The sequence below is a fragment of the Citrobacter sp. NCU1 genome, from assembly GCF_010231475.1.
Taxonomy (GTDB): Bacteria; Pseudomonadota; Gammaproteobacteria; order Enterobacterales; family Enterobacteriaceae; genus Citrobacter_D.
Genome location: NZ_NRDO01000092.1, coordinates 1 through 26230 on the forward strand (window position 1 = coordinate 1; position 26230 = coordinate 26230).

Below are 26230 nucleotides of genomic sequence, written 5' to 3' on the forward strand. Positions count from 1 at the left end.
CAAAGTCATCGGGCATTATCTGAACATAAAACACTATCAATAAGTTGGAGTCATTACCGAATTATGGGTATTATACAGACTTTATTACCCACACACGTCTATACGGAATCTTCGATGCTAAAAATCTTTAATACACTGACGCGCCAAAAAGAGGAATTCAAACCTATTTATGCCGGGGAAGTCGGCATGTACGTGTGTGGTATTACCGTTTACGATCTCTGTCATATTGGCCACGGACGTACCTTTGTTGCCTTCGACGTGGTGGCGCGCTACCTGCGTTTCCTCGGCTACAAACTAAAATACGTGCGTAACATTACCGACATCGATGACAAAATCATCAAACGCGCCAATGAAAACGGTGAAAACTTTGTGGCTCTCGTCGATCGTATGATTGCCGAAATGCACAACGATTTTGCGGCGCTGAACATTCTGCCTCCGGACCTCGAACCGCGCGCAACGCACCATATCCACGAAATTATTGAAATTACCGAACAGCTCATTGCCAAAGGTCACGCCTATGTGGCGGATAACGGCGACGTGATGTTTGATGTCCCGACGGACCCGAACTACGGTCAGTTGTCTCGTCAGGATCTCGACCAGTTGCAGGCTGGCGCGCGCGTTGAAGTTGTTGACGTGAAGCGCAACCCGATGGATTTCGTGTTGTGGAAAATGTCGAAAGAGGGCGAACCGAGCTGGCCGTCACCGTGGGGCGAGGGGCGTCCGGGCTGGCACATTGAATGTTCGGCGATGAACTGCAAACAGTTGGGCAACCATTTTGACATTCACGGCGGCGGTTCTGACCTGATGTTCCCGCACCATGAAAACGAAATCGCCCAGTCTACCTGTGCGCATGACGGCGAGTACGTGAACTACTGGATGCACTCCGGCATGGTGATGGTTGACCGTGAGAAAATGTCCAAATCGCTGGGTAATTTCTTTACCGTGCGTGACGTGCTGAAATACTACGATGCCGAAACCATTCGCTACTTCCTGATGTCCGGCCACTATCGCAGCCAACTGAACTACAGCGAAGATAACCTGAAACAGGCGCGTTCGGCGCTGGAACGTCTTTACACTGCGCTGCGCGGGACGGACAAATCCGTTGCCCCGGCGGGTGGCGAAGCGTTTGAAGCGCGCTTTGTTGACGCGATGAACGACGATTTCAACACGCCGGAAGCCTACTCGGTATTGTTTGATATGGCGCGTGAAGTGAATCGCCTGAAGGGAGAAGATTTGGCGGCGGCGAACGCGATGGCCTCTCATCTGCGTAAGCTTTCTGGCGTGCTGGGTCTGCTGGAACAGGACCCTGAAGCGTTCCTGCAAAGCGGCGCGCAGGCCGACGATAGCGAAGTTGCTGAGATCGAAGCGCTGATTCAACAGCGTCTCGACGCCCGTAAAGCGAAAGACTGGGCGGCAGCAGATGCGGCGCGTGACCGTCTGAACGAGATGGGGATTGTGCTGGAAGATGGTCCGCAAGGAACCACCTGGCGTCGTAAATAATTGTTTGTATTGCCGGATGGCGCTGATGCTTATCCGGCCTACAGGTCAGAGGATTTGTAGGTCGGATAAGGCGCAATGCGCCGCCATCCGGTAAATTAATGCTTCCGATACCACCACAGCATTCCCATCACCACCACTCCCGGCAACCACACCCACATCAACTCAGATATTATCACCTGATGCCCGTATGGCGTGGCATAGCGTGAGAGCGCAAACGGCGCGACCTTGATCACCTGCCAGGGGGCAAAGAAGCGTTCGTCAGACCACGGCCACAACCAGCCGACGCCTTTTCCACCGGTGGTTATCGAATCCAGCAAACTGTGCGACAGCAGCGAAACCGTCAGGAACAGCCAACAGCGAACCAGCCCCGCCTTAAACCATCGTCGCCCGATCAGTACGCATAAAAAGGGCACGACAAACGCAAATAACAGCGAGTGGGTAAAACCCCGATGGCCAAACACGTTGCCGTAGGCAATACCAAACTTAAACGCCAGGACGTCGGCATCGGGCAACATCGCCAGCACGATCCCGGCGAAGAGTAACCGAGGGGGAATCACCTTAAGGCCGAGGCCTAATCCAAGACAAAGAGGGACGGCGGCGTGGGTAACAATGGTTGGCATGAGGTTCGCTTCGTATGAAAAAACAACATGCTAACAGTTTACTGTGAAGGGACGATGAAGTTAATTATCTGAAATGTGGGGGGAACAGGCCGGACAAGGTGTTAACCGTCATCCGGCACTGTCGATCACGCGACGACGGTAACGCTCTGACCGTCAAAACTCACGGTTTGTCCGGCAACGATTTTGCAGCGTTTACGGGTTTCCACCGCGCCATCGACCTTAACCAAACCCTCTGCAATGGCAATCTTCGCCTGGGCGCCGCTTTCACACCAGCCTTCCAGTTTGAGCAAATCGCACAGCTCTACGTGCGGGTGCTTGCCTAAAGAAAAATTCGCCATATTAATTACCTTGTGGATCGTGATATTCAACACACGCCTGTAGCGTGTTTTCGATAAGTGTTGCGACGGTCATCGGACCGACGCCGCCCGGCACTGGCGTGATATATGACGCACGTGCCGCCGCATCGTCAAAGACGACGTCGCCGACAACTTTACCATTTTCCAGACGGTTAATGCCGACATCAATCACGATGGCGCCTTCTTTTATCCACTCGCCCGGGATAAAGCCCGGTTTACCGACCGCCACGATCAGCAGGTCGGCATTTTCGACGTGATGACGCAGATTTTTGGTAAAGCGGTGAGTGACCGTGGTAGTGCAACCCGCCAGCAGCAGTTCCATGCTCATCGGGCGGCCGACGATGTTGGATGCGCCAATCACCACGGCATTCAGTCCGTAGGTATCGATGTTGTAACGTTCAAGCAGGGTAACAATACCGCGTGGGGTACACGGACGCAGACGTGGCGCGCGCTGGCACAAACGACCTACGTTGTACGGATGGAAACCATCTACGTCTTTGTCTGGCGCAATGCGCTCAAGCACTTTGACGTTGTCGATGCCCGCCGGTAATGGCAGTTGCACCAGAATACCGTCGATAGTGTTGTCTGCATTAAGCGTATCGATAAGCTCAAGCAGTTCCGCCTCGCTGGTGGTTTCAGGCAGGTCATAAGAGCGGGAGACGAACCCCACCTCATCACAGGCTTTGCGCTTGCTTGCGACATAAATTTGCGAAGCCGGGTTGCTACCTACCAGCACAACAGCCAGTCCTGGGGCGCGAAGTCCGGCCGCTATACGCGCCTGAACTTTATGAGCAACCTCAGAGCGCACCTGCTGCGCAATCGTTTTACCGTCAATAATCTTTGCTACCATCAGAGAGAAGATTCCATCTGTTACGTTAAGTCAAAGGGGATGTGACTATTTTGTCAGAAGCGGGGCGTGCTGTCAGTTTTCGTTTGCGTCTTTCGATGCGATCGCGGCTGTGCGACCTTCTGGCAGAAGCCTGACGGACTGCCAGCATGAGGGGGCATTTTTGTGAGCAGGCTAATTAAAATTAACCAGATAGAAACAATTCATCACCTTTGCAATTTAAGGATGAATCCCCCAAAAACCAGAGTGTTATATGCTTTTGAACCCTTCTTTATATTATAGCGCCCTGGAACCGTCCTATATCTCAATAAGAAATCGCTTAGGTCAATAAAAGGGTTTGCACATGTTTTTCATTTATTGAAATGTTTAATTTATCGCTGTGACGAATTGTCATATTCGTAAAGATTAATTAGTGAATCCGCGACTCAGGAGAGTTGGGTAAAGATTAACTAATTCTCTTTCGGAATATATCTTTACAGGATGCAGAGATAATTTGCCTGACATTTTATGTCGATATTGATTCAAACGGTTCCCGCAGGAAGCCGGAACCGAATGTGTGTAATGCAAGGGAAAAACATGAAACGTAAATTAATGACCTCTTCTGTTATTGCTGGCCTGATGCTCGTCGCGGGTTCCGCTGTTGCCGCCGATCCGGTGAGCGTCAGCGGCGGCACCGTTCACTTTGAAGGTGAACTGGTCAATGCGGCCTGTGCCGTTAGCACCCAGTCGGCGGATCAGGTAGTGACGCTGGGCCAGTACCGTACGGCCAGCTTTGCTGCCGTGGGTGACACCACCGCACAGATCCCATTCAGTATTGTCCTGAATGACTGTGATCCCAGCGTAGCGGCGACCGCGGCAGTTGCGTTTTCTGGTCAAAGCGACTTGACCAACGATGCCCTGCTGGCGGTTTCTTCCTCCGATAACAGCACAACCGCAGGCGGTGTGGGTATCGAAATTCTGGACAGTAAATCGTCTCCGTTGAAGCCCGATGGCGCGACCTTCTCAACAGCTCAGGCGCTGGTCGAAGGCACCAACACCCTGCGTTTCTCCGCACGTTATAAAGCGACAGCAACAAGCGCAACGCCGGGTCAGGCAAATGCGGATGCCACCTTCATCATGAAGTACGAGTAAGCGTTCTGCTTTGAACAAGGATGATGCGTGCCTCAACGGATGAGGCAACACCGGGGATAATAAGGGATGTGGCTGATGATGAGGAAAGGCGTGGCGCTGGCGGGAGTGCTCTGTGCGATGTCGGTATGTGCGCATACGGTAATCCTGGAGAGCGGACGTCTCCATTTGCGCGGAAAACTGGTCAATGGTGCCTGTACGGTGGCCTCGGAAAGTGAGGATTTACGCGTGCAAATGGGGCAATACCGCACGAATGTGTTTGCGGGACCCGGCAGTTTCGCCCCTGTCAGCGTGCCTTTCTCGTTACGCTTAACGTCATGCAGTTCGGATGTTTATGACCACGTCGGTATTGGGTTTTCAGGCGTAACGCCGGTGGAAGATCCGCAGGTATTCCTTGCCAGCAGTGACGCCGCTTCTGCATCCGGAATCGGTCTTGCATTATTTGATGAGGAACAACGGCAAATTATACCGAACGCCTTGCCGCTCCATTACGCCCCTATTTTAACGCAAGAGGTGACTTTCCATTTTACTGCTCGTTACCGGGCTATCTCGGAAAATATGACGCCGGGAAGTATTCGTTCAGATGTGTGGTTTACGCTGGTTTACCCCTGATTTATTTCCGCGGCGCTAATAACACGCAAAAGGTATTTTTTGCCATGCTTACATTTATTAAATCAGGCTTTATTATTTTTATTGCCTTAATTTTTTCATTTAGCGCACAGGCCGCGGGAGGCATCGCTTTAGGTGCGACGCGGGTTATTTATCCGGCAGAAGCGAAACAAACGTCGTTGGCCATTAGCAATAGCGACGGCAAAGAACGATATCTGGTCAACGCCTGGATTGAGAACAGCGCGGGTGTCAAAGAAAAAGCGTTTATCGTCACGCCGCCCCTTTTTGTCAGCGAACCCAAAAGTGAGAACACGCTGCGTATCATCTACGCCGGACAGCCGCTGCCGACTGACCGTGAATCTCTTTTCTGGATGAATGTGAAAGCGATACCGTCGGTCGATAAAAACAGTCTCGAAGGGAAAAACGTCCTGCAACTGGCGATTTTGTCGCGCATTAAGCTGTTTGTCCGTCCGGGCAATCTGGGGCAGTTCTCAGAAGACGCGCCAGGCCTGCTGCAATTCTCCCGTGTCGGCAACCACCTGAAAATCATCAACCCATCGGCCTATTACCTCACGCTGGTCAACCTGAAAGTGGGAAGCCAAAAAGTGGATAACGTCATAGTGGCGCCGAAAAGTGACACCCAGATCCTGTTGCCTGGCGGCGCGCAGGGCAACGTGACGTTTCAGACGGTCAATGATTATGGCGCAGTGACCACGGCAAAAACGGTTAGCCTGCGCTGAGCCGTGAGAACATGATGAAGAAGACAACGTATTTTCCCGGTCTGTTTCCGGGGTTTACGCCACATTTGACGGGGGTGGCGCTGTCGACGCTGGCTGCACTCTATCCCCCTTTAAGTCAGGGGGAAAGTTACTTTAACCCGGCTTTTTTGTCATCGGATGCGGCATCCGTGGCGGATTTGTCACGCTTTGAGAAAGGCAATCATCAGCCTCCCGGTGTTTACCGGGTCGATATCTGGCGCAACGATGAATTTGTCGCCACCCAGGATATCCGCTTTGAAACGACAACGGTGAAGACCGGTGAAAAGTCGGGAGGGTTGATGCCCTGCTTTAACCTGGAGTGGGTTAAGCGCCTGGGCATTAACACTGCTGCGTTTCCTGCGATGAGTCAGGAAAAGGATAACGCGTGCATCAATTTACCCGAGGCCATACCAGGCACGGAAATTGCCTTTGATTTTGCCACTCTGAGACTCAACGTGAGTCTGCCGCAGGCATCCATGCTCAATAGCGCGCGCGGATACATTCCGCCGGAAGAGTGGGATGAAGGTATCCCTGCGGCGCTTATCAACTACAGCTTTACCGGCAGTCGCGGAAACGACAGCGACAGCTATTTTTTAAGCCTGATGAGCGGTCTCAATTATGGTCCCTGGCGACTGCGCAATAACGGCGCATGGAGTTACAACAAGGGCGATGGATATCACTCGCAGAGCTGGAAAAACATCGGCACCTGGCTGCAACGCGCCATCATTCCCCTGAAGGGGGAACTGGTGATGGGCGACAGCAATACAGGAAATGACGTGTTCGACAGCGTGGGGTTTCGCGGAGCACGACTCTACTCTTCCGACAATATGTATCCCGATAGCCTGCAAGGCTATGCCCCGACGGTCAGAGGGATCGCCCGCACACCTGCGAAGCTAACCATTCGCCAGAATGGGTACGTTATCTATCAAAGTTATGTTTCCCCTGGCGCGTTTGCCATTACCGACCTTAATCCGACCTCTTCAAGCGGCGACCTTGAGGTGACGGTAGACGAGAAAGACGGCAGTCAGCAACGCTATACCGTGCCGTATTCCACCGTGCCGCTGCTGCAGCGTGAAGGGCGAATCAAATATGATCTGGTGGCCGGGGATTACCGTAGTGGCAATAGCCAGCAATCGTCGCCGTTCTTTTTTCAGGGAACCGTTATCGCCGGGCTGCCGCAAGGCTACACCGCCTATGGCGGGACGCAACTGGCATCGCGCTATAGCGCGATGGTGCTGGGTGCCGGACGGAACCTGGGCGACTGGGGAGCGGTGTCTGTCGACGTCACCCATGCGCGCAGCCAACTGGCGGATGACAGTACGCACGAAGGGCAGTCACTGCGTTTTCTGTACGCCAAATCGCTCAATAATTTCGGCACTAACTTCCAGTTGCTGGGGTATCGCTATTCCACCCGGGGGTTTTACACCCTTGATGATGTGGCGTATCGCAACATGGAAGGTTACGAATACAACGATGACAGTGAAGGTCAAGGCCATGACGTGCCGGAGGTGCAGAGTTATCACAATCTGAGCTACAGCAAAAAAGGGCGTTTCCAGGTCAATATTTCACAGAATCTGGGGGATTACGGCTCGCTGTATGTTTCTGGCAGCCAGCAAACCTACTGGAATACATCAGAAGCCAACAGTTGGTATCAACTCGGCTATGCCAGCGGCTGGCAGGGAATGAGCTATTCCCTCTCATGGTCGTGGAACGAATCCGTCGGCATTTCCGGCACCGACCGCATTCTGGCTTTCAATCTGTCGGTTCCGTTTAGCGTCCTTACCGGACGGCGTTACTCACGTGATAACGCACTGGATCGCACTTACGCCACCTTTAACGGCAGTCGCAACAGCGATGGGCAAAACAGTTGGCAAACCGGTGTCGGCGGTACGTTGCTGGAAGGGCGAAACCTGAGCTACAGCGTGAACCAGGGGCGCAGCAGCACCAACGGCTACAGCGGTAGCGCCAGTGCGAACTGGCAGGCAGCCTATGGCACGCTCGGGGTGGGCTACAACTACGATCGCGACCAGCACGATTATAACTGGCAGCTCTCTGGCGGCATGGTCGGGCATGCCGACGGGATTACCCTCAGTCAGCCATTGGGCGACACCAACGTCCTGATTAAAGCGCCTGGGGCTGAAGGCGTTCATATCGAAAACCAGACCGGAGTACAGACCGACTGGCGTGGTTACGCGGTGATGCCTTATGCCACGGTGTACCGCTATAACCGCGTGGCGCTGGACACCAACTCCATGAATAACCATACCGACGTGGAAAACAACGTCAGCAGCGTAGTGCCGACGCAAGGGGCGTTGGTTCGTGCGGCGTTTGAGACACGCATTGGCGTACGCGCGATGATCACGGTTAAGCAGGGAGACCGTCCAGTCCCATTTGGCTCTGTGGTTCGTGAGACCGTCAGTGGCGTCACCAGCATGGTCGGCGACGACGGGCAAATCTACCTGAGCGGATTACCGCTAAAAGGTGACTTGCTTATTCAATGGGGTGAGGGGGCGAACTCACGCTGCATGGCGCACTACGTTTTGCCTGATGAAAGTCTGAAACAGGCGGTCACGCTGGTCAATGCGACCTGTGAGCGTCCGTCGCGGTGAAAGGAAAAAGAAGATGAAACTAAAAACAGGATTATTGCTGGGAGGTGTCGCATTACTGTTGGCAAACCCGGCACTGGCGACGGTCTGTTATAACTCAAACGGGACGCCGACGGATGTTTTTTACGATCTGTCGAATGTCTTTACCAGCAGTAATAACCAGGTAGGGCAAGTCGTGACATTACCGGAAAAGTCAGGCTGGATTGGCGTGAATGCCACCTGTCCTGCCGGGACCACGTTGAACTACACCTACCGCAGCTATGTGAGTGAACTCCCCGTGCAAAGTACGGAAGGCGGGTTCCAGTATCTGAAACTCAACGATTACCTGCTGGGGGCCATGAGCATTACAGACAGCTCTGCGGGGCTGTTTTATCCGCCCCGCAACTATATTCGTATGGGGACGCATCCCAACGTTTCACAACAGAAACCCTTCGGCGTGATGGATTCAAAGCTTATCTTCAAACTGAAGGTGATTCGTCCTTTTATCAACATGGTGCCGATCCCCCGCCAGACTATGTTTACGGTCTATGTGACAACCAGCAACGGCGATGCGCTGAGTACGCCGGTTTACACCATCAGCTACAGCGGGAAAGTGGAAGTGCCGCAAAGCTGTAAAGTGAACGCCGGAGAAGTGGTGGAGTTTGATTTCGGCGATATTGGCGCGGCGTTATTTAGCAAAGCGGGCGCGGGGAACCGCCCGGAAGGGATCACGCCGCAAACGAAAACGATCGCCATCAAATGCACCAATGTGGCGGCGCAAGCCTATTTATCCATGCGCCTGGAAGCGGAGAAAGTGTCGGGGAAGGCGATGGTCTCTGATAATCCGGATTTAGGATTCATCGTGTCGGATGGCAGCGGCGTGCCGCTGACCCCCAACGATCTGGCGAGCAAAATTCCATTTCGCCTGGATGATAATGCTCAGGCGAATGTCGGGATTCGCGCTTGGCCCGTGAGCGTGACCGGAAGTAAGCCCACGGAAGGTCCCTTCACTGCGCGAGGGTATCTGCGTGTCGATTATGACTAAGGAGAACGTATGATGATCCGACTCTTTTTTGTCATGGTGTGTAGCACGCTGCTCAGTCCGTTTTGTCAGGCTGAGTCGTCGCTGGGTGAAATCAACATTGAACTGCGGGGAAATGTGGTGGATTTTACCTGCGCAGTCATTGCCGGTGACAGCAATAAAACGGTGGAACTTGGCACCTGGCCGACGAAACAACTGCGCACAACGGGGGACACGACACAGCCGATCCCCTTTAGCTTAAAACTTGAGGGGTGTCCGCCAGGTTCCGCCTCGATGACGTTTTCTGGAACACCAGCGCCGGGGACATCGCTTTTGGCCCTCGACGATACGGTAATGGCGCAGAAGGTGGCGATTGAAATTCGCTACAGTGACCGCAATCGACTGCCGCTTGAACAAGCCAGTCAGTCCGTCAGCATTGATGAAAACGGCAATGCGACGCTGACCTTTTTTGCCAATTACATCGCAATAGCCGACGGCGTTCAGCCTGGCACGGCAAAGGCGGATGCGACGTTCATGATCAACTACAACTGAGATCAAGTGTGCTCAGCACTCCCGAACGACGTCTCGCCGGGAGTGTCATTACAAGAGTTCGTGTACTTTCGCGTAATCTATAAGCTCCACTATTGTGTTCAGCCCGAGCTTAGAAAAAATATTGGCTTTGTGCGCGCTAATGGTTTTGTTGCTGAGTAAGAGTTGCTCTGCAATTTCTTTATTTGATAATCCGTTTGCCAGATAACGTAAAACCGTGACCTCGCGATTTGAAAGCGGCATATCATGTAGCTCTCCTTTTCGCATGTTAATATTGCTGATGAAATTAAGTGTATCCGAAGGGAAAAAGGAATATCCTGCGAGGATCATTTTTACCGCATTATAAATATCATTCAGATCTTTTCTTTTGCTGACGAAACCATTCGCGCCAGCCCGGATAGCCCGACCTGCATAGAAAGACTCCGATTTAGATGATAAAAACAGAACCCGCGTGTTTTCCTGTATCGATTTTATCCGCTTTAGTAGCGTAAAGCCGTCGATACCAGGGAGTTCAATGTCCAGAATAACGAGATCCACGGGGTAAGTGCGCAGGTAATCGATCGCTGTGCGATTGTCATCTGTTTTCAGGACAACTTGAATGTTGTTATTTTTTTCGAGAAGCACTTCGATCGACATTCTGACAATAGGGTGTTCGTCCATAATAATAACGGATGCTGGTTTCATTGTTGTATGCCTCAGACTGTTCGTGCGTCTTGCATTTGTAGGTAAATGGAGACGTCGTAAATATTGTCAAATAGCCAGAAAATATCCCCATGAGATCAGGTCATGGAAAATGCAATGACATCCCTGTTATCTGGCTATTTTGCGTAAGAGCAATGAGTGTGTGGAATATCCATTTCGCACCAACAAAAGACATTTAATTTTTAACCAAAGAGCAAGGCGGATTATACCTTGTCTGTTTTTTCGGAAAAGACTTATAGCACCCCCATTGCCCCGGCCAGTTACGATATTCTGCGAGGTTTAGATTGCTCAATAGCTACTGGAATTATCATCCCGAGATTTTGATTATCATAGTTTAAAATGTTTTTTTAAATATAAAAAACAATACAAAAGTTCAATTGTTTAGTTAGTGTTATGCTTTTTTTTGCGGTTTTATATACCGAATAAAATGGAAAGTCCCTATGAATGAGGTGTGTATGGGATATTGTAGGCGTAAGGGGATACCAGGAATAGTTGTGAATATTAATTTTTTGTGAAAAATTTACATTGACGCACTATGCAAAATAAGTAATTTCCTAAAAAATCTTACGACATAGTGGGTTAGGGTGTTAAATTAAGTGAAGAGAAGTAACGCTGAGGCGATGAATCAGATGCAGTAAACTTTGGCGATGGGGAAGTCCAAGCTGTGCTGTCAGGCGATTAATTCGATAGATTACCCGATGGTATGGCGTATTTTGTAAACGTGCGATTGTCTTTAATGAGGCGCCTTGCGATAAGGCCGAAATTATCTTCCAGTCGGTGTGGCTGAAGGCGTCTGACTGGAGAGAACTTTCTGACGGGGATAATAATGCGTTGCGCAGCGAGGAAAGATCCAGATGGCGTGAGAGGATCTGAAAATTCCCGGCCATTCGCATAAACTGAATCAGGCTGGTGTCTTTGCCGGAAACCAGAAACCAGATGTGAATATCATTTCGCTCGCGAGTAAAGAGGCGTAAACGTTCGAGCGTTTCGTAACGGGAAATCGCCAGTCCTTCCATATCGATCACCAGTTGCTGAAGCTGTGACTCTTCTGGCCCTAACGCGGCGGGATCAAAGGTGTCGAATACCGCAGTGCGTTTACCTGAAAAGAGATAGCGGCTGAGTGTATAGCCCAGATAACGATCGGTGGTAACGATCGCGTGTGAGAACGTGCTATCTGGCAACGCATAATTGAGCCGTTGATCCAGATATTCAATCTGGTCAAATATCTGTCGTGTTGTCTGAGAGGGATTGCGTGTGCAACTGGCGTTCCTTAAACGACGATGCCGTTCTCTGCGCATCCTTTATTTTTCCGTATTTTACTTTCTATCCGGTAATCGCGCTGGCCATAAATACCCCTGACCCAGATCGGCACCAGAGTGAAAGGCAATATCTTTTTGCTGATGATTTTCAATGCCTTCAATCAGTACGGCTGGTGCAATGTTATACCCCATAAGGACAATCTGATGCAGTTTATGAGGGGATGCGCTCAACGCCCAGAATGCATTCTTATCCAGTTTTATGCCGCTCAGACGCCAGTTTGCGGCAGCAAATGTCGCGATTAATGACGCGTCGACATCATCCAGCCATACCGGAATGCCATTTGCTTCAATATGCTGAACTTTTTCAAATAATTTGGAACGTTGTGGCAAATTGAGGGCATAAAATGTTTCCGGATCCTGGATTTCAATAATGACATTCGGTGGGTAGTGTGCCATTCCCAAATGAAACAAATCCCAATGCAACAGCGTATTCATTGGGAGATTCAGGAAATACCAACGGTTTCGGGGATATTGCGCAATCGCGGTGAGCTGCTGGAAAAAGTGCGCCAGCAGATGTTCTGGCGGAAGTTTGCCAAAAAAAAGTTCAGTATTTGTACAGTGATGAAGTTGTGTTAACACTTCATAGCCGAATGTTTGTCCAGAAGACAAATTAACAATCGGTTCGAACTTTAATGTAAATTCTTGATGAAGGAGACAACCTGTTTTGGCGGGAAAATCAGTATAATTGAAAATACTGTCCTGTATTGACGGGTTCTTTGCCACAAAACAACTCCTGTAAACAGCATCAACGCTGAGGGATATCTCCGACTTTCGAATATTCATTTCGCTGAAACATGACCAGTGCGTTAGTCTGGCAGCATCAAAAGCGTACCTCCACGCGAGGTTACTTAATTATTGATGAGACATTTCGCAATATGTGAAGAAAAACGGCCAGGCGTCTATTTCTGCAGCCAATCCAAATTGGCTCTAATGTAGCTAAGAAACTGTTGGTCGTTTTTAAGATGTAATTTTTTCATCATGCGATGGCGAATGGATTTGGCTTGATGTTCACTGAGTGAAAGGCGTTCAGCGCTTTCCGCTAAGGGACAGCCTTTAGCGATATATTTTAATAACTGGCGTTCTACAATAGAAAAGTGGCGAGTGGTACAGTAATGACAGATTGCCGGGGGAACTCGATGACGGAGCGCGCGTTTTTGCAGAATAAGCACCATTTTTCGGGTTATCTCCTCCACATCATCTTCACGATAAATATGCGGAAGTATGTATAGACAGGGTCTGAACATCAATTTTTCTTTTTCATTTTTGTTGCAAATAATGATTCTTTGCTGATGTCGCGTATGCACCGGAACCTGATAACAATCGGCACTGAACCAGTCTTCATCAAGTGATACAAAGGCGATTTCCGCAGTATTCAGCAGGTCGACAGGGAGAAACTGAATTTCCTGATGCCACTGTTCGGCCAGGCGCATAATAATGATTTTCAGGCCATGTTCGAAGTGACTATTCGGTTCCTTGATAGCGATGCTCAGCATAAAAAAACATCCAATACAGCAGTGAGGGGAGGCCAAATATTAATTAAATTTAATCATTTTAAAATACAGTAATCCTTAAATCCCACTTTATGGGGGATGAGATCTTACCAGGTGATTTCCTGGAACCCTGAAAATGACCGGAAAGGAGAGTTATTCGTACACTTCATCAGCAACCAGAACGAAAGCCATTGACTCAGCAGGTGCTGACCGTATAATTCACGCGTTTCATCCGCATGAAGTCTCAACTTCGCAATGCGCCCTTAGCTCAGTCGGATAGAGCAACGGCCTTCTAAGCCGTGGGTCGCAGGTTCGAATCCTGCAGGGCGCGCCATTTAAATCAAGTAGTTACATTAACTATCTCTGATGCTCCTTACACGCATTAAAATTTATGTAACGGCTGGTGTAAGTAAATTCCCTCAACACAAATCAACGCTAGCGTACAGTAGCGCACGTTTCAGATGATACCTCGCCATTAAGCTATCCCCATCAGGCACTTGATCCGGCACCCACTGGCGAGTGCATCCATAACAAAATCCATCGACCAGGTCAGGTTCGGGGCATCCGGGCGCAGAAGCGGAAGTCGCTCAGTCGCCAGCCCCTTACGACGCCGTCTGCGTTTTACGGTCAGGCCGTTAAGATGATAAATGCGGTAAACCCGCATGTGATTAACGAGAAGGCCTTCCCGCCGCAGAAGCTGCCAGATACGCCGGTAACCAAAGCGCTGGCGTTCGAGCGCCAGTTCAGTGATACGCCCGGATAACCGCGCATCTGCAGCCGGACGCAGGGCCTCATAACGGCAGGTTGAAAGGGATAAACCTGCCAGCCTGCAGGCCCGGCGTTGTGACAGCCCCGTAGCTTTACACATGACTTCCACGGCTTCCCACTTCTGGTCTGTCGTCAGAACTTTCGGCCCAGAGCCACCTGAAGCGCCTCCTTATCCAGCATGGCTTCCGCCAGCAATTTCTTCAGGCGGGCGTTCTCTTCTTCAGGTGACTTAAGACGCTTCACTTCCGGCACTTCCATGCCGCCAAACTTCTTACGCAATGTGTAGAAAGTGGCGTAAGAAATAGCATGCTTGCGGCAGAGTTCCCGGGCAGAAGCCCGGCTTCGGCCTCGCGGAGGATACTGATGATCTGTTCGTCGGAAAAACGCTTCTTCAAGGTGATGCCCTCACGTTGCTTATGAAGACATTACTAACATCGTGGTGTATTAATCAACGGGGAGCAGGTCAAGGGAGGTAAAGCAGGTCTGCAGGGGCAGGCAACGGACGCGCTGCGGCGGGCGCAGGAACAACGACCAGCAGCAGACTTCGATGATTACGACCAGACACCGCCAAACGATGAAATTCCGTTCTGATGGTGAGGGGAATGGTGAAACAGGCCCGCTACAGGTATGCGGGCTTTTATTTAATTACCAGTGGCGGCTTCGTGCGCTGAACTGGCGATTTCTTTACAGAGAGATTCACCTGAGGAAGGGCATTGGGAAGTTGCCAGCTTTTCTACGTTGAATAAATCATCCGTATCAAGCGTGGTATTTATGTGGTTTAACACCCAACCTTTCAGCGGAGGATTTTTTGCAATAATCTTATCTAGCTTAGGTAATGTTTCCCATTTATCTGCCAGTAACCGAATAACCGCCTCGGAACTCCCTTCCGCAATATCTCCATCATCACACTGACGATAATGATTAAAATAATCGTTAACTGTCTGCCATGTTGTGAGGTGGTCAACGGCAAGATCGGCCGCTTCCGCGTCTTTGGGCGAACACTCCGCTGCTACTGCGTTACCTGCAATCAGGATAAAAACGAAAAGCAGTGAAGCTAATACCTTCATAAAAAATAAGTCCTCACGCCATGATAGATTCTATTTTCGTTACGGTGGGTTGAGCCTACAGCTGACGGACCGCTGTTATTCAGCACTTCAATCGTACTAAGCGATGATGTCGCCATGTAGTCTTTTATTTTACTCATGGCTTCATCTGTTGTGCGGATGCAGCCCATAGTCGCATGTGGTGGTCCGGGTCTAAAACGTGCATTAGCTCTCCCGGAATGAACACCAATACCGGGATGTCCCGGTACGTTAAACCGAATAATTCCGTATAACCCATAAGGGCCGTTTGGATCAGGTGTATGTCGGTGTGGTGAACTTCGGTCCTGAATTTCATACGTTCCATTATGAATATGGCGGATCGTTGCATGAGAATCGACATTGTTATAGGCCGACCACGTACCAATCACAGATCCGTCATTACCCAAAAGAGTTATCTCGTGCGTTGCACCGTCAAAAGAAAGCCGTGACATTGGTTATCTCCGTCTTAAGCGGTTGTCCGTTCGTTCCAGGCGTCTGAGTACACCAGATTGCCATCACAGAACTTCCAGGTGATTTTTTCATAGCGGAGATCGACGTATTCCATATGGTTTAGGTGCTGCATACTCGGATCTTTGCAGTGATTCATTACCGGAGTGATTGCTACAACTTTCACGTTTTCCAGCAGCATGTTGAAGTATTCCACTTCCTGACCTGCGTCGTTAATTCTGTACCATTTCATCTCAGCAGATTTAAGCGTCTGGCCGGTGGCTGCAGCTTTGTACAGATAGGTTGATGAGCTGTCGAACTCTTTACCAATAGTGAACGCACCATGTACGCGTGTACCCGTGTACCCGTTTGTTTTCCTGTGTTCCCATCTACCGGGATATGCAGGCCATGAGTAAAGCTCAGCACTTCAATACTTCCTTCACGATCCCGTACGTCGGATGAACCCTTAATCAGTGCACCGCCGTCGTCCTTAAGAAACAGGTGAGCGAGAATAGCTATTTTGATAACTCCTTGTTGATGCGTGAGTTTCCATAACCATACCGCTCAACAAGTTGTGTAAATGTAATGATTGATTGGAATGAATTAACCATCATCCGCATAACTGATAGCTTCGCGTAAATCATTCAGGTAGCTGCAGTTACTCGTTTTGATCATTGCTGAAAACACCTTGCACTGGCTGAGCGACCATATATGGTGGGTAAGATCATCCGATCTGATGACTTCACCACTTTTTTGCCATGGCCTCCTGAATAGTTTCGTCCTTAAGTCGCTCTTCAACATGCATATTTTCAGCCGATGATTCTCTTCTTCGGGTTCTTTGAGTCTGCTCATCAGTGCCATATCCATCCCGCCAAACGTTGAGCGCCATTTATAAAAACTGGCACTGCTCATGCTGTGCTCACGACACAGTTCAGCCACCGGCGTTCCGGCCTCGGCTTGTTTCAGGATGGACATGATCTGGCTGTCAGTAAAACGCGATTTTTTCATAGAAATCTCCCCGGTTCAGATTACGAGAAAATTCTACTTATCAATACACTGGATTTTTTGGGGGGGATTACCCATCAATAGCCCCCATTATTTGGGGCCGTTGATTTTCTTTCTTTTTCCATCGTGTTAACGCACTACTCAGCATTACATTCTTCGTTGCTTTTCTGACTCAGACGCTGGGTAATATCCTTACGCAGAAGGAATTTCTGAATTTTACCGGATGCCGTTCTGGGTAACTTTTCGATAATCACTATGTACTCAGGATATTTGTATTTCGCCACCCGTTTACGGCTGAAGAAGGCGACCACTTCTTCAAGCGATAGCGAGTAATGCGGAGCTTTCAAAACCACATACGCGCACGATCGCTCTCCTAAACGTTCATCCGGCATAGCGACAACGCAGGCATCAAAGATGCAGGGATGCTGTAACAGAATATCTTCGACTTCCCGGCTACTGATATTTTCTCCGCCCCGTACGATAATGTCTTTTTTGCGGCCGGTTATCTTTATGTAGCCAGCGTCATCCATACGACAGAGATCGCCACTGTAGTACCAGCCCTCGCTATCCAACGTGCGGGCGGTCAGTTCCGGCTCATCGAGATACCCCATGAAGACGTTAGGTCCACGCGAGGCCTCTTCACCTTCAACATTTGGCGCTAAGGTGTTGCGGGCTTTATCCACGACTTTGATCTCCACGCCGTCTGCGGCACATCCGTCGGTATTCATCATTCGTGACAGCGGATCGTCCAGATTCACCATCGCATGTGGCGAGCTTTCCGTCGAACCATATACGCTAAGCAGCTTAATACCTAATTGCTGGCAGTTGCGTGCGACTTTCTTCGGGATGGTTGTGCCGCCGCATAAAAAGAAACGCAGCGAGGATAGGTCCGCGGGTTGCCGCTCCATAGTACAAAGCAGATCATAGACGAACGGTGTTGCGCCCAGAACGCAAGTACAGCGGTGTTGCTCCAGCAATGTGAGGCACTCTGTTGGGGTAAAAATATCCAACAGTACGCTGCGTGCGCCAATCAGAAACGGTGCGGTCACACCGTGTAAAAAACCGGTAGCGTGCCCCAATGGCGCAGGCATCAGAAAAACATCCAGCCAGGTCAGATTGAGACGGGCACAATATGCCCGCTCGCTGGCGAGGATATTGTTATGGGTGAGCATGACGCCCTTTGGCATACCTTCGGTACCGGACGTGAACAACACCGCAGCCAATTCATCGCCATGGACGTTGACTGGACTGGTTTGCGGAGTGTGATCATGAATTAACTGGCTTAGCGCCAGTGAAGTCGTGGCGGGGGCCAGTTTGTCGACGCCGACGATGTGCCGCAAATGAGGTAACTGATTTTGCAAAGGCAGAATTAAATCTACCGGACGGGTCTGTTTGAAGACCGTGGGGGCGAAGAAAATTTTCGCCTTGCATTTGTTCAACACCCAAACCAGTTCGGCTTCCCGCCATGCGGGCAGTAACGGCACGGAAACGGCACCAGTCTTCAGACAAGCCAGATAGATGACGGTAAATTCACACCAACCTGGAAGCTGAAAGGCGACCCGGTCACCGGGGTGAATACCGTTGTTTAACATCCAACTGGCCAGGCAACTTGCCGCGTGGTCGAGGGCGGTGTATGTGTATGATGTACCATGATTATCGACGACAGCAATCTTGTCCGGTACGGCCCGGGCGGTCTGTTGCCAGTAGTCGCCCAGCGATGCGTCGCCCCAAAAGCCAAGTCTACGGTAAGTATTTCGACGCTCGTCGTTAAACGTTAATGTGACACTCATTGGCGATTCTCAGTAGATCCCGGAGGGAACATCTTGCCGGATAGCCGTTGTGCCTAATCCGGCCTACGTGATGCAAATGTTATCAAGCGAATAAGACGCTTCAGCGTCACTATCCTGCATGTGAGTGAATCAACCGTAACGAAAATCGATGCCAAAGTTTCCTGCCGGATATTCCCATTTATCAAGGATGGTCTCACCGCACAGTACCCGGCAGGTTCCGCACTCCAGACAGCCAGCCGAATCGAAATGAATATTACCGGCGTCATCCTGTTTATAGAGTCCGGCAGGGCAGGCGTTCATGAGTTTGCGAAATTCCTGACGGTCGGGGTGATCAGCCAGAATTATATGCGGATGCCCTTCATCAACATGGAATTTATTGACACCGAGTTTGACGTCAACGTTAACGCAATTATCTTGACTCATAATGCTGTCGCTCCTTTGATGCCATCTTTCAGGAGGTTTATCAAACCGATTTGTTTTGCGTGGGACAGTATCATCTTGCGAATCGGCTGGTTCGGGGTGCCATCAATGGTGAACATATCGCTCATGATGTCTGCGATCATACGTGGATACTGGGTGAACAGACGCGGGTTTTCCATCAGTGCGGGGATTTTGCGAAAATGCTGCATGTCTCGCATCACACAACTCTGCTCCAGCGCATTTTTGTACGCTGACAGTGTGCGAACAGAGAAATCCTGTTGCGCTTTTGCGGTGATCGCCGTTTTGGCTGCCGCTTCAGCAGAGGCAATGGCTAAGTCCATACCGCGCACTGTGTAACCGAGGTTAAGGCAGAATCCGGCAGCATCGCCGACAATCATCACACCGTTGTCCACCAGTTGCGGCACCATAGACAGTCCGCCTTCTGGCACCATATGTGCCGAGTATTCCAGTAACTTACCGCCCTGAATCAACGGGCGAATGGTTGGATGCTGTTTAAAATCTTCCAGCATCTGTGGCACGCTTTTTTGTGCATGCGCTATGTCACCTAACCCGCAAACCAGACCGAGGGAAATCGAATCGCGGTTGGTATAGAGGAAACCACCGCCCATCAGGCCGTTTGAGGGAGAGCCTGCAAATAACCAGGCGGCTCCTTCATCATCCGAAAGGTTAAATCTATCTTCAATTTGTGCAGGAGAGAGGCCAATCAACTCTTTGACACCGACGGCATAATGGTGTGCTGATGATGCGGGAACCAAACCCAGGGAACGGCCCAGCATCGAATTGACACCGTCAGCCAGTATTACCACGTTAGCCTCGAGAATATCGTCACCGGCTTGCACGCCTGTGACCTGATTGCCTTCGCGAATCAGCGCATCGACGCGAACACCAGGAATAAACTGCGCTCCAGCCTGTTCGGCTTGTTCCATTAGCCAGGGATCCAGCCGGCTGCGCAATACGGTATAAGACGCTTGCGTAGGGATTTCGGGGTGTTCGCAGTGATAATCGAGGGTAACGGCGCTTTCCCCGGTCATAAACGAGATCTTTTCACGGGTCACTTTACGCTCAATTGGGGCCTGCATAGCAAAACCTGGCATGATGTTTTCGATACTGTGGGCGTAGAGGCGTCCCCCGGTCATGTTTTTACTGCCTGCACTGTTCCCACGCTCGATAACCAGGACGTCCAGTCCGGCTTTCGCCATCACATATGCTGCTACCGTTCCTGCGACGCCAGCACCGACGACAATGGCATCAAATTTTTCATCCGACATGCTTAATGCTCCTTCCCGCTGCGTAAACAGCGGGAGATTTGTGGCCCGGGGGATTAACGCAAATGCTCAGTCAGAGCGGGGATCACTTTGTAGATATCGCCGACCAGTCCGTAATCGGCATAGTTAAATACCGGCGCGTTTTTGTCTTTGTTGATGGCGACGATCACTTTAGCGGCATTACCGCCAACCATATGCTGGATCTGTCCGGAGATACCCAGCATCAGATACAGATCGGACTTCAGCAGTACGCCGGAAACGCCGATATAGCGTTCGCGCTCCATCCAGTTTTCGCCTTCGGCAATTGGGCGTGAACAGCCCACTTCTGCGCCCAGTACCGTGGCCAGTTCTCGCACCATGTTGAGATCGTCTTGCGCCACCAGACCACGCCCCACGCCGACAACACGTTTTGCTTTGCTGAGATCAACGCTACTGAGTGATTTAGCCCGCCGCTGCTGGCAAAGAATTTCACGGCGCGGTGCGATATATGCGGTATGAACGACAGGGCAGTCATGCGCTGGATTCGCCGTAGCGGGGTCCATCACGCCGGGAGCGAGAGTGACAATGGCCATGCTGCCGTTAAGTTTCTCCCGGCCAAATGCCAGTCCACCATACATACGGTGTTCAGCGTAAAGACTGTCTGCATCAATGCTGACCGCGGTGACATCATTGACCATCGCGACATCCAATTGCACGCTCAGACGTGCGCCCAGAGCTTTGCAACGTTTGGTGGCAGCCATCAGTAATAGGCCATCACCTTCCCCTTTTAGCTGCGCTGAAATTGTTTCTGCATAGTTTTCAATTCGTTGCAGATCAGAATTTTTCTCCATGACAATAATGTTATCTGCGCCGAACGGTTTAATATGATCTGCCTGCTCAGTACTTTGAACAATGGCTACCACTTTCTTGCCCCACTGTTGGGCTCCGGCCAGTAGTTCTGCATAGCGTTCGATGTTATCGCTAAACACCCAGACGTTGGCTAATTGATTCATGATGGTTTTCTCCGTTGGGCTCAGTTCAGGGCGTTTTTCAGGTATTCTGCCAGCTCAGCAATTGCGTCCGGCGAATCGTTGTCCAGAATGATGTGTTTACGCTGTGTCTGCGGCGGTACGGTGATCCCGACCAGTTCAGCCTGTGGAGACGAGAAGTTCCAACCAACATCGCTTGCCTGCCACTGGTTAACCGGCTTTTTACCTGCTCCCAAAATTGCTTTCATTGAAGGAATACGGGGAACGTTGATATCAGACGTAACACAAAGTACCGCTGGAAGTGACAGTTCGATTATCTCAACGTCTTCTTCAAGCGTGCGCTCAACCACGAGGTGATCGCCTTGACGTTGAATGTTGCTTACGGCATTAATCACCGGTAATTCCAGTAACTCGCCAACCAACAAGCCAACCTGCTGCGCATAGAGGTCGCCAGACCCCTCACCGAACACCATAAGATCAAAGCCAATCTTTTGCGCCGTGGCAGTCAGTGCCCGGGCGGTATCCTTCGGCAAGGCATGTTCCAGTTGTGCATCCTGTACCATATACAACGCGTGCGGTCCGCGGGAGAGAACATCCTTACGTACTTTTGAGTTTTGCAACAGTGAACCGCCGACGGTCAGGGCGATGATTTCATCGTCATCAGTGGCCAGTTGTGCAGCAGCTTCTATGGCGTTGAGATCGAACTGACTGATTTTCACGTCCGCATTATCGAAGCTGAGTGTGTGTTCGGGAGTAACAACAATGTCCTGTTCTTCAGGCATTAGCTTAAAGCAGGTTATTATTTTCATGGCATCTCCTGTGAGTCGCATGCTGACGGTGACAACGGGTGCCATCATCGGCGGAAAGATAAACTTGACTCGAAGTAGTGTGCGACAACAGGGGGCGTTTTTTCGACAGGGCAATCTGTTTTCGTTGCTAAGAATCTTGCAAAAAAAATGGGATCGGTCGAACAAAAGAAAAGAGAGAAAAATCGATATTGTTGAAGACTCCTATTATCTTGCATGAGGAGTAAATAATCTTGTTTTTCCTAAACTAATTACTGTTGTACAACCGCGGTTCACGCCTTATTTTATCCTCATTATATTGTTCAGGATTACTATCAACGTGTGGAGGTTGTCATGTATCAACGATGTTTTGATAATACCATGGAGACTCTTTTTGACCAGGGAATGACCCCGCGGTTTTCACGATTTGTCATCTGCGATGATCCTAAATGGGAGTCTGGACATCATGTTCATGATAATGAAACTGAACTTATTTATGTCAAAAAAGGGGTTGCCAGATTTATTATTGATTCGTCACTTTATGTCGCTCACGAAGACGATATTGTGGTAGTTGAGCGTGGACGACTCCATGCCGTGACTTCTGATGTTAACACGCCTGCAACCACGTACAACTGCGCGCTTTATGGCTTCCGTTTCCCAGGTTGGGAAGAAAACCAACTGTTACAACCGCATTCATGCCCGGTGGTGACTCTTGGTCAGGGAAAAGAGGTGGTAAAAAATATTTTTAATGAGCTCGGTATGGTCTTACCGCAAAGTAAAAACGGGTATACCTCCTCTGTCTGCGATGCTTTTGCTTATACGCTCACGGTTTTATTCTATGAGAATTTTAAAAATGCTTATCGTTCAGAACAGGGGAACATAAAAAAAGATGTTCTGATTAAAGATATTCTTGTTTATCTCAATAATAATTATCGGGAAAGAATTACACTCGATCAGCTATCAAAAAAATTTCGCGCCAGTGTCAGTTATATCTGTCACGAATTTACCAAAGAATACCATATTTCTCCGATCAACTATGTTATCCAACGGCGAATGACAGAAGCAAAATATGCACTGACCAATACCGACTCTTCGTTGGCTGAAATATCCTGGCGAGTGGGGTATGAGAATGTTGATCACTTTGCCAAGTTGTTTCTTCGTCATGTTGGATGTTCCCCGAGTGATTATCGTAAGCAATTTAAAAATAACTTAGTTGAACAAGTGTGCCTGATGTCTGAGGTCTGATAGCGTTGGCGCGAGTCTCTTCTGGCCTACAATGGAGTGGACTTTGTAGGCCAGAGCAGGGCATTACGCCAACACTATCTGAAATTCCTTACTTGCTCTGATAATCCTTCAGGATCTGACGACCCGCCACATAAATCATGATTTCATCGGTACCTCCGCCGATAGGTTCACACCGCACGTCGCGCCAGAAACGAGAGACACGAGCATCGTCGGTATAGCCCAGTCCTCCCATAATCTGAATTGCATCGTCAATGACCTCCAGCGCGGTACGGGCACAGTACAGTTTTGCCAGCGCTGCGCTGGTGCGCAGCGACTGTTCCTGGTCAGCCTGCCACGCAACTTTCAACACCATATTGCGCATGTTATCGATTTTAATGGCCATCAGCGCCAGCTTTTCCTGGATCATCTGATTGTGACCAATCGGCTTACCGAATGCGATACGTTGGTTGGCATAGCGGGCGGCATCTTCGAAGGCACACTCGGCAAAACCGGTACTGCGTGCTGCGTTGATCAGGCGTTCCATCTCAAAGTTGTACATGACATTGAGGAAGCCCATGCCTTCTTCACCCACCATGTCGCTTTCATCAACTTCAACGTCGTCGAGATAAACTTCACAGGTACTCAACATATGCCAGCCAATTTTGCGCAGCGGGTTGATTTTGATCCCTGGTTTACTGGATTCCACCCACCAAAGGGTAAAGGCCTTTTTCGGATCTTTGGGTTCCGGGTCTCGTGCCAGTACCAGCATGTAAGGATACTCTTTGGCACCCGTAATAAACGTTTTCTGCCCATTTAGGTAGACTTTACCGTTTTTACGCGTGTAGCTGGTGGTTGCGCTGCTGTTATCAGACCCCGCACCTGGTTCGGTTAAGGCCAGCGCATAGGCCGGATCGCCGGTCTCCAGTGTGCTTTCTGCCGTTTTACGCAGCTGTTCGGGGGAACCGAAGCGGAGCATACTGTGTATACACTGTCCGTTAGTTATCAGGAACGCCGGTGCGCCAGACTTTGACACTTCCATCAGTGCCAGCATTTGTGTCACATAGTCCGCAGGAATACCGCCAAACTCTTCCGGTACCCCCAACATTGAGATGCCATTATCAGCAAGCGCGCGCATAAACTCTTTAGGATAAGTGCCTGTCTGATCGCAAGTTCGGAAATATTCCTCTGGGAAATTGGTTGTGATCAGCTCGCGAATACTGGCAAGCAACAGTTCCTGCTCTTCGGTTAAAGAAAAGTCCATTGTCGTACTCCTTTTAATTGGTCGCTTCAGGCAACACAAAGCCCATGGTGGCATCGATAAATAATCTTTCGTCCATCAGTTTCAAGTCTGGCGAAATCACAGGGGCAAACGCCATCTGGCCCAGAATATCTTTTTCCAGGTCCGCACCTGGCGCAATCTCGATTAAATGGAGTCCGTCCTCTTTCAGAGTGAATACCGCGCGCTCGGTGATGTAACGCACGTCCAGACCGCGTTCGAGGGCTATTTTTCCGCTAAAGGTTATTTCTGGTAGTTTGGTAACGAATTTCTTAACCCGGCCTTCCTGCACAATATGTAATTGACTTTCTGCTATGTCTGTTTTCAGACCGCCAGCCGTCAACGTTCCGCAGAACACAATTTTCTTTGAAGTGGCGCTGATATCGATGAAGCCACCAGTGCCCATAATTTTGCCGTTAAATTTATGCACTCCGACGTTGCCGTGTTGATCCACCTCCGCAAAGCTTAGATAGCAGACATCCAGACCACCGCCGTGGTAGAAATCAAACTGTGAGGTCATATCGAGGATGGCGCGGGTATTAACGTTGGCGCCAAATGCCACGCCTTGGGAGGTGATCCCACCAATAGGCCCTGTTTCTACGGTCAAAACAAAATCGTCCGCACAGCCTTCTTCCCTGGCAACCAAACCAATGCCATCGGCAATGCCAACACCCACGTTCCCTACGGCGCCTTTACGCATCTCGAACAGTGCCCGACGGGCCACTAATTTACGTTGGTTCAGGGGCAGGGTGAGTTGGGTACTGTCATCAAGGGTAAAATCGCCAGAAATAAAGCGATTCACTGGTGCGCCACCGTAAAGCTGGGTTTGATCAGGATCCACCACTACGATATCGACCAGATAACCAGGGATCCGTACGGATTTCGGGTGCAATGTGGCCTTCTTGACCATTTTTTGCACCTGCATCATGACGATACCCCCATTGTTATGTACTGCCTGGGCAAGCACCAGGGCATCCAGATACATCACCTCATCTTCAAAGGAGGCGTAACCCTCGCTGTCACAGGTTGTCGCGCGAATAAACGCCACATCTGGCGTAATGGCTTTGTAGTACAGGTACTCTTTGTTATCAATTTCAACCAGCTTGATCAGGTTTTCTTTAGTGATTTCATTAAGCTTACCGCCTTGCTGGCGAGGGTCGACAAACGTGCCAATACCGATCTCGCTCAGAATTCCGGGTTGATGGGCGGCCGAAGCGCGTAACGTCTGGGTTAAGACGCCTTGTGGGTAGTTGTAGGCGACTATTTTATTTTGTTCTGCTAACTCTGAAATGCGTGGAGATTGTCCCCAGTGCCCACACAGTGCCCATTTCACCAGACCTTCCTGCGCCAGTGGACTGATCCCCCGGTCGGCACGGTCGCCAAGACCTGTCGGACTGATAATCGACAAATTACGTGGTGTCTGTGTTTGCTTATATTTATCTGCTAGTGCGGTAATTAAGGTAGTGGCTTCAAGAATACCACCTCCGGCACCTAAAATACAAAGCGTGGCTTCATCCTTAATATATTTAACTGCGTCCGGTGCTGAGAGTACAGGCACGCGACCATTAATGCGTGGTGGTTTTTCAGGTTGCATAATAACTCCTGGTAATATGCGCCAGAATACTTACGTTACTGATTTCAGACGTAGGCATTCACTGAATATTTAGAGTAAATATTCATTTCTAATCATTTATG

The 26230-nt window shown here is 50.0% G+C and carries 24 protein-coding genes, 1 tRNA gene and 3 pseudogenes; 9 read left to right on the plus strand and 19 right to left on the minus strand.

Translation table 11 applies throughout. The features are described 5' to 3' along the window. The first annotated feature begins 114 nt into the window (after positions 1-114). Complete coding sequence (gene cysS, locus CJP72_RS22975; RefSeq protein WP_162383582.1) at positions 115-1500, plus strand: cysteine--tRNA ligase; 1386 nt, start codon at positions 115-117, stop codon at positions 1498-1500. A gap of 95 nt (positions 1501-1595) precedes the next feature. On the opposite strand, the gene CJP72_RS22980 is transcribed toward cysS, so the two are convergent. The 3 genes from CJP72_RS22980 to folD form a co-directional block, all read right to left on the minus strand. Then, a complete protein-coding gene (locus CJP72_RS22980; protein WP_162383583.1) occupies positions 1596-2120 on the minus strand; it encodes a metal-dependent hydrolase in 525 nt (174 codons plus the stop codon). 125 nt (positions 2121-2245) lie between these two features. Further along, positions 2246-2458 (minus strand): ribosome-associated protein YbcJ, encoded by a 213-nt coding sequence (gene ybcJ, locus CJP72_RS22985; RefSeq protein ID WP_162383584.1) that lies wholly within the window; start codon positions 2456-2458, stop codon positions 2246-2248. Position 2459: 1 nt separating this feature from the next. Next, a complete protein-coding gene (gene folD, locus CJP72_RS22990) occupies positions 2460-3326 on the minus strand; it encodes a bifunctional methylenetetrahydrofolate dehydrogenase/methenyltetrahydrofolate cyclohydrolase FolD (RefSeq protein ID WP_162383585.1) in 867 nt (288 codons plus the stop codon). A gap of 573 nt (positions 3327-3899) precedes the next feature. Here folD and fimA point away from each other — a divergent pair. The 6 genes from fimA (at position 3900) to sfmF (ending at position 9976) form a co-directional block, all read left to right on the plus strand. Beyond that, the gene (gene fimA, locus CJP72_RS22995) at positions 3900-4454 is read left to right on the plus strand and encodes a type 1 fimbrial major subunit FimA (protein WP_162383586.1); all 555 of its coding nucleotides are present in this window, start codon (positions 3900-3902) and stop codon (positions 4452-4454) included. A 75-nt stretch (positions 4455-4529) separates the two neighbouring features. Beyond that, on the plus strand, positions 4530-5063 hold the full coding sequence (gene fimI / locus CJP72_RS23000) for a type 1 fimbrial protein subunit FimI (protein WP_162383587.1): 534 nt from the start codon (positions 4530-4532) through the stop codon (positions 5061-5063). A 44-nt stretch (positions 5064-5107) separates the two neighbouring features. After that, positions 5108-5800: a type 1 fimbria chaperone FimC gene (fimC, locus tag CJP72_RS23005; protein WP_162383588.1), complete on the plus strand. Its 693-nt coding sequence runs from the start codon at positions 5108-5110 to the stop codon at positions 5798-5800. Positions 5801-5814: 14 nt separating this feature from the next. After that, positions 5815-8427, plus strand: a complete 2613-nt coding sequence (locus CJP72_RS23010) for a fimbrial biogenesis usher protein (protein WP_162383641.1) — start codon at positions 5815-5817, stop codon at positions 8425-8427. 13 nt (positions 8428-8440) lie between these two features. Next, positions 8441-9448, plus strand: coding sequence for a type 1 fimbria D-mannose specific adhesin FimH (gene fimH, locus CJP72_RS23015; RefSeq protein WP_162383589.1), 1008 nt, complete (start codon positions 8441-8443; stop codon positions 9446-9448). 9 nt (positions 9449-9457) lie between these two features. Next, complete coding sequence (gene sfmF, locus CJP72_RS23020) at positions 9458-9976, plus strand: fimbria assembly protein (protein WP_162383590.1); 519 nt, start codon at positions 9458-9460, stop codon at positions 9974-9976. Between the two features lie 48 nt (positions 9977-10024). Here sfmF and fimZ read toward each other — a convergent pair whose 3' ends face one another. From fimZ to fimW, 4 genes are all read right to left on the minus strand, one after another. Beyond that, a complete protein-coding gene (gene fimZ, locus CJP72_RS23025; protein ID WP_162383591.1) occupies positions 10025-10657 on the minus strand; it encodes a fimbria biosynthesis transcriptional regulator FimZ in 633 nt (210 codons plus the stop codon). A gap of 605 nt (positions 10658-11262) precedes the next feature. Continuing rightward, positions 11263-11973, minus strand: a complete 711-nt coding sequence (fimY, locus tag CJP72_RS23030) for a fimbria biosynthesis regulator FimY (RefSeq protein WP_162383592.1) — start codon at positions 11971-11973, stop codon at positions 11263-11265. An 18-nt stretch (positions 11974-11991) separates the two neighbouring features. Further along, positions 11992-12717, minus strand: a complete 726-nt coding sequence (locus CJP72_RS23035) for an EAL domain-containing protein (RefSeq protein ID WP_342212338.1) — start codon at positions 12715-12717, stop codon at positions 11992-11994. Positions 12718-12893: 176 nt separating this feature from the next. After that, positions 12894-13487 carry a fimbria biosynthesis transcriptional regulator FimW gene (gene fimW, locus CJP72_RS23040; RefSeq protein ID WP_162383594.1) on the minus strand — a complete coding sequence of 198 codons (594 nt, stop codon included), beginning with the start codon at positions 13485-13487 and terminating at the stop codon, positions 12894-12896. A gap of 254 nt (positions 13488-13741) precedes the next feature. On the opposite strand from fimW, the gene CJP72_RS23045 reads away from it, so the two are divergent. Beyond that, a tRNA-Arg gene (locus tag CJP72_RS23045) sits at positions 13742-13818 on the plus strand. 156 nt (positions 13819-13974) lie between these two features. On the opposite strand, the pseudogene CJP72_RS23050 reads toward CJP72_RS23045, so the two are convergent. The 10 genes and pseudogenes from CJP72_RS23050 to CJP72_RS23095 all read right to left on the minus strand — a co-directional run. Beyond that, positions 13975-14647, minus strand: a pseudogene (locus CJP72_RS23050) (transposase); the annotation flags it as partial. Positions 14648-14893: 246 nt separating this feature from the next. Beyond that, positions 14894-15319 carry a hypothetical protein gene (locus CJP72_RS23055; RefSeq protein ID WP_162383595.1) on the minus strand — a complete coding sequence of 142 codons (426 nt, stop codon included), beginning with the start codon at positions 15317-15319 and terminating at the stop codon, positions 14894-14896. Next, positions 15316-15786 carry a L,D-transpeptidase gene (locus CJP72_RS23060; RefSeq protein WP_162383596.1) on the minus strand — a complete coding sequence of 157 codons (471 nt, stop codon included), beginning with the start codon at positions 15784-15786 and terminating at the stop codon, positions 15316-15318. Before CJP72_RS23060 ends, CJP72_RS23055 begins: the two co-directional genes overlap by 4 nt. Before the next feature lie 14 nt (positions 15787-15800). Next, positions 15801-16300: pseudogene (locus CJP72_RS23065) on the minus strand (Hcp family type VI secretion system effector). A gap of 229 nt (positions 16301-16529) precedes the next feature. Then, positions 16530-16789, minus strand: a pseudogene (locus CJP72_RS23070) (transposase); the annotation flags it as partial. A gap of 134 nt (positions 16790-16923) precedes the next feature. Beyond that, positions 16924-18576, minus strand: coding sequence for a medium-chain fatty-acid--CoA ligase (fadK, locus tag CJP72_RS23075; RefSeq protein ID WP_162383597.1), 1653 nt, complete (start codon positions 18574-18576; stop codon positions 16924-16926). A 129-nt stretch (positions 18577-18705) separates the two neighbouring features. Further along, entirely contained in the window at positions 18706-18999 is a 294-nt protein-coding gene (locus CJP72_RS23080) for a ferredoxin family protein (protein ID WP_162383598.1), read from the minus strand. Further along, a complete protein-coding gene (locus CJP72_RS23085; protein WP_162383599.1) occupies positions 18996-20285 on the minus strand; it encodes an FAD-dependent oxidoreductase in 1290 nt (429 codons plus the stop codon). Before CJP72_RS23085 ends, CJP72_RS23080 begins: the two co-directional genes overlap by 4 nt. A gap of 53 nt (positions 20286-20338) precedes the next feature. Further along, a complete protein-coding gene (locus CJP72_RS23090; protein ID WP_162383600.1) occupies positions 20339-21274 on the minus strand; it encodes an electron transfer flavoprotein subunit alpha in 936 nt (311 codons plus the stop codon). Between the two features lie 20 nt (positions 21275-21294). Beyond that, on the minus strand, positions 21295-22059 hold the full coding sequence (locus tag CJP72_RS23095) for an electron transfer flavoprotein (RefSeq protein WP_162383601.1): 765 nt from the start codon (positions 22057-22059) through the stop codon (positions 21295-21297). A gap of 330 nt (positions 22060-22389) precedes the next feature. Between CJP72_RS23095 and CJP72_RS23100 the strand changes: the two genes are divergently transcribed. Then, on the plus strand, positions 22390-23280 hold the full coding sequence (locus CJP72_RS23100) for an AraC family transcriptional regulator (RefSeq protein WP_162383602.1): 891 nt from the start codon (positions 22390-22392) through the stop codon (positions 23278-23280). Positions 23281-23368: 88 nt separating this feature from the next. Here the strand turns inward: CJP72_RS23100 and CJP72_RS23105 are convergent, their stop codons facing one another. Both CJP72_RS23105 and CJP72_RS23110 read right to left on the minus strand, forming a co-directional pair. After that, a complete protein-coding gene (locus CJP72_RS23105) occupies positions 23369-24520 on the minus strand; it encodes an acyl-CoA dehydrogenase (protein ID WP_162383603.1) in 1152 nt (383 codons plus the stop codon). A 13-nt stretch (positions 24521-24533) separates the two neighbouring features. Beyond that, entirely contained in the window at positions 24534-26129 is a 1596-nt protein-coding gene (locus CJP72_RS23110; RefSeq protein ID WP_162383604.1) for an acyl CoA:acetate/3-ketoacid CoA transferase, read from the minus strand. Positions 26130-26230 lie beyond the last annotated feature (101 nt).

What these genes read in the sequence shown, in the direction of transcription:
- cysS (WP_162383582.1), top strand. Translation starts at nt 115, where the DNA reads ATGCTAAAAATCTTTAATACACTGACGCGCCAAAAAGAGGAATTCAAA.
- CJP72_RS22980 (WP_162383583.1), bottom strand. Translation starts at nt 2,120, where the DNA reads ATGCCAACCATTGTTACCCACGCCGCCGTCCCTCTTTGTCTTGGATTA.
- ybcJ (WP_162383584.1), bottom strand. Translation starts at nt 2,458, where the DNA reads ATGGCGAATTTTTCTTTAGGCAAGCACCCGCACGTAGAGCTGTGCGAT.
- folD (WP_162383585.1), bottom strand. Translation starts at nt 3,326, where the DNA reads ATGGTAGCAAAGATTATTGACGGTAAAACGATTGCGCAGCAGGTGCGC.
- fimA (WP_162383586.1), top strand. Translation starts at nt 3,900, where the DNA reads ATGAAACGTAAATTAATGACCTCTTCTGTTATTGCTGGCCTGATGCTC.
- fimI (WP_162383587.1), top strand. Translation starts at nt 4,530, where the DNA reads ATGATGAGGAAAGGCGTGGCGCTGGCGGGAGTGCTCTGTGCGATGTCG.
- fimC (WP_162383588.1), top strand. Translation starts at nt 5,108, where the DNA reads ATGCTTACATTTATTAAATCAGGCTTTATTATTTTTATTGCCTTAATT.
- CJP72_RS23010 (WP_162383641.1), top strand. Translation starts at nt 5,815, where the DNA reads ATGAAGAAGACAACGTATTTTCCCGGTCTGTTTCCGGGGTTTACGCCA.
- fimH (WP_162383589.1), top strand. Translation starts at nt 8,441, where the DNA reads ATGAAACTAAAAACAGGATTATTGCTGGGAGGTGTCGCATTACTGTTG.
- sfmF (WP_162383590.1), top strand. Translation starts at nt 9,458, where the DNA reads ATGATGATCCGACTCTTTTTTGTCATGGTGTGTAGCACGCTGCTCAGT.
- fimZ (WP_162383591.1), bottom strand. Translation starts at nt 10,657, where the DNA reads ATGAAACCAGCATCCGTTATTATTATGGACGAACACCCTATTGTCAGA.
- fimY (WP_162383592.1), bottom strand. Translation starts at nt 11,973, where the DNA reads ATGCGCAGAGAACGGCATCGTCGTTTAAGGAACGCCAGTTGCACACGC.
- fimW (WP_162383594.1), bottom strand. Translation starts at nt 13,487, where the DNA reads ATGCTGAGCATCGCTATCAAGGAACCGAATAGTCACTTCGAACATGGC.
- CJP72_RS23055 (WP_162383595.1), bottom strand. Translation starts at nt 15,319, where the DNA reads ATGAAGGTATTAGCTTCACTGCTTTTCGTTTTTATCCTGATTGCAGGT.
- CJP72_RS23060 (WP_162383596.1), bottom strand. Translation starts at nt 15,786, where the DNA reads ATGTCACGGCTTTCTTTTGACGGTGCAACGCACGAGATAACTCTTTTG.
- fadK (WP_162383597.1), bottom strand. Translation starts at nt 18,576, where the DNA reads ATGAGTGTCACATTAACGTTTAACGACGAGCGTCGAAATACTTACCGT.
- CJP72_RS23080 (WP_162383598.1), bottom strand. Translation starts at nt 18,999, where the DNA reads ATGAGTCAAGATAATTGCGTTAACGTTGACGTCAAACTCGGTGTCAAT.
- CJP72_RS23085 (WP_162383599.1), bottom strand. Translation starts at nt 20,285, where the DNA reads ATGTCGGATGAAAAATTTGATGCCATTGTCGTCGGTGCTGGCGTCGCA.
- CJP72_RS23090 (WP_162383600.1), bottom strand. Translation starts at nt 21,274, where the DNA reads ATGAATCAATTAGCCAACGTCTGGGTGTTTAGCGATAACATCGAACGC.
- CJP72_RS23095 (WP_162383601.1), bottom strand. Translation starts at nt 22,059, where the DNA reads ATGAAAATAATAACCTGCTTTAAGCTAATGCCTGAAGAACAGGACATT.
- CJP72_RS23100 (WP_162383602.1), top strand. Translation starts at nt 22,390, where the DNA reads ATGTATCAACGATGTTTTGATAATACCATGGAGACTCTTTTTGACCAG.
- CJP72_RS23105 (WP_162383603.1), bottom strand. Translation starts at nt 24,520, where the DNA reads ATGGACTTTTCTTTAACCGAAGAGCAGGAACTGTTGCTTGCCAGTATT.
- CJP72_RS23110 (WP_162383604.1), bottom strand. Translation starts at nt 26,129, where the DNA reads ATGCAACCTGAAAAACCACCACGCATTAATGGTCGCGTGCCTGTACTC.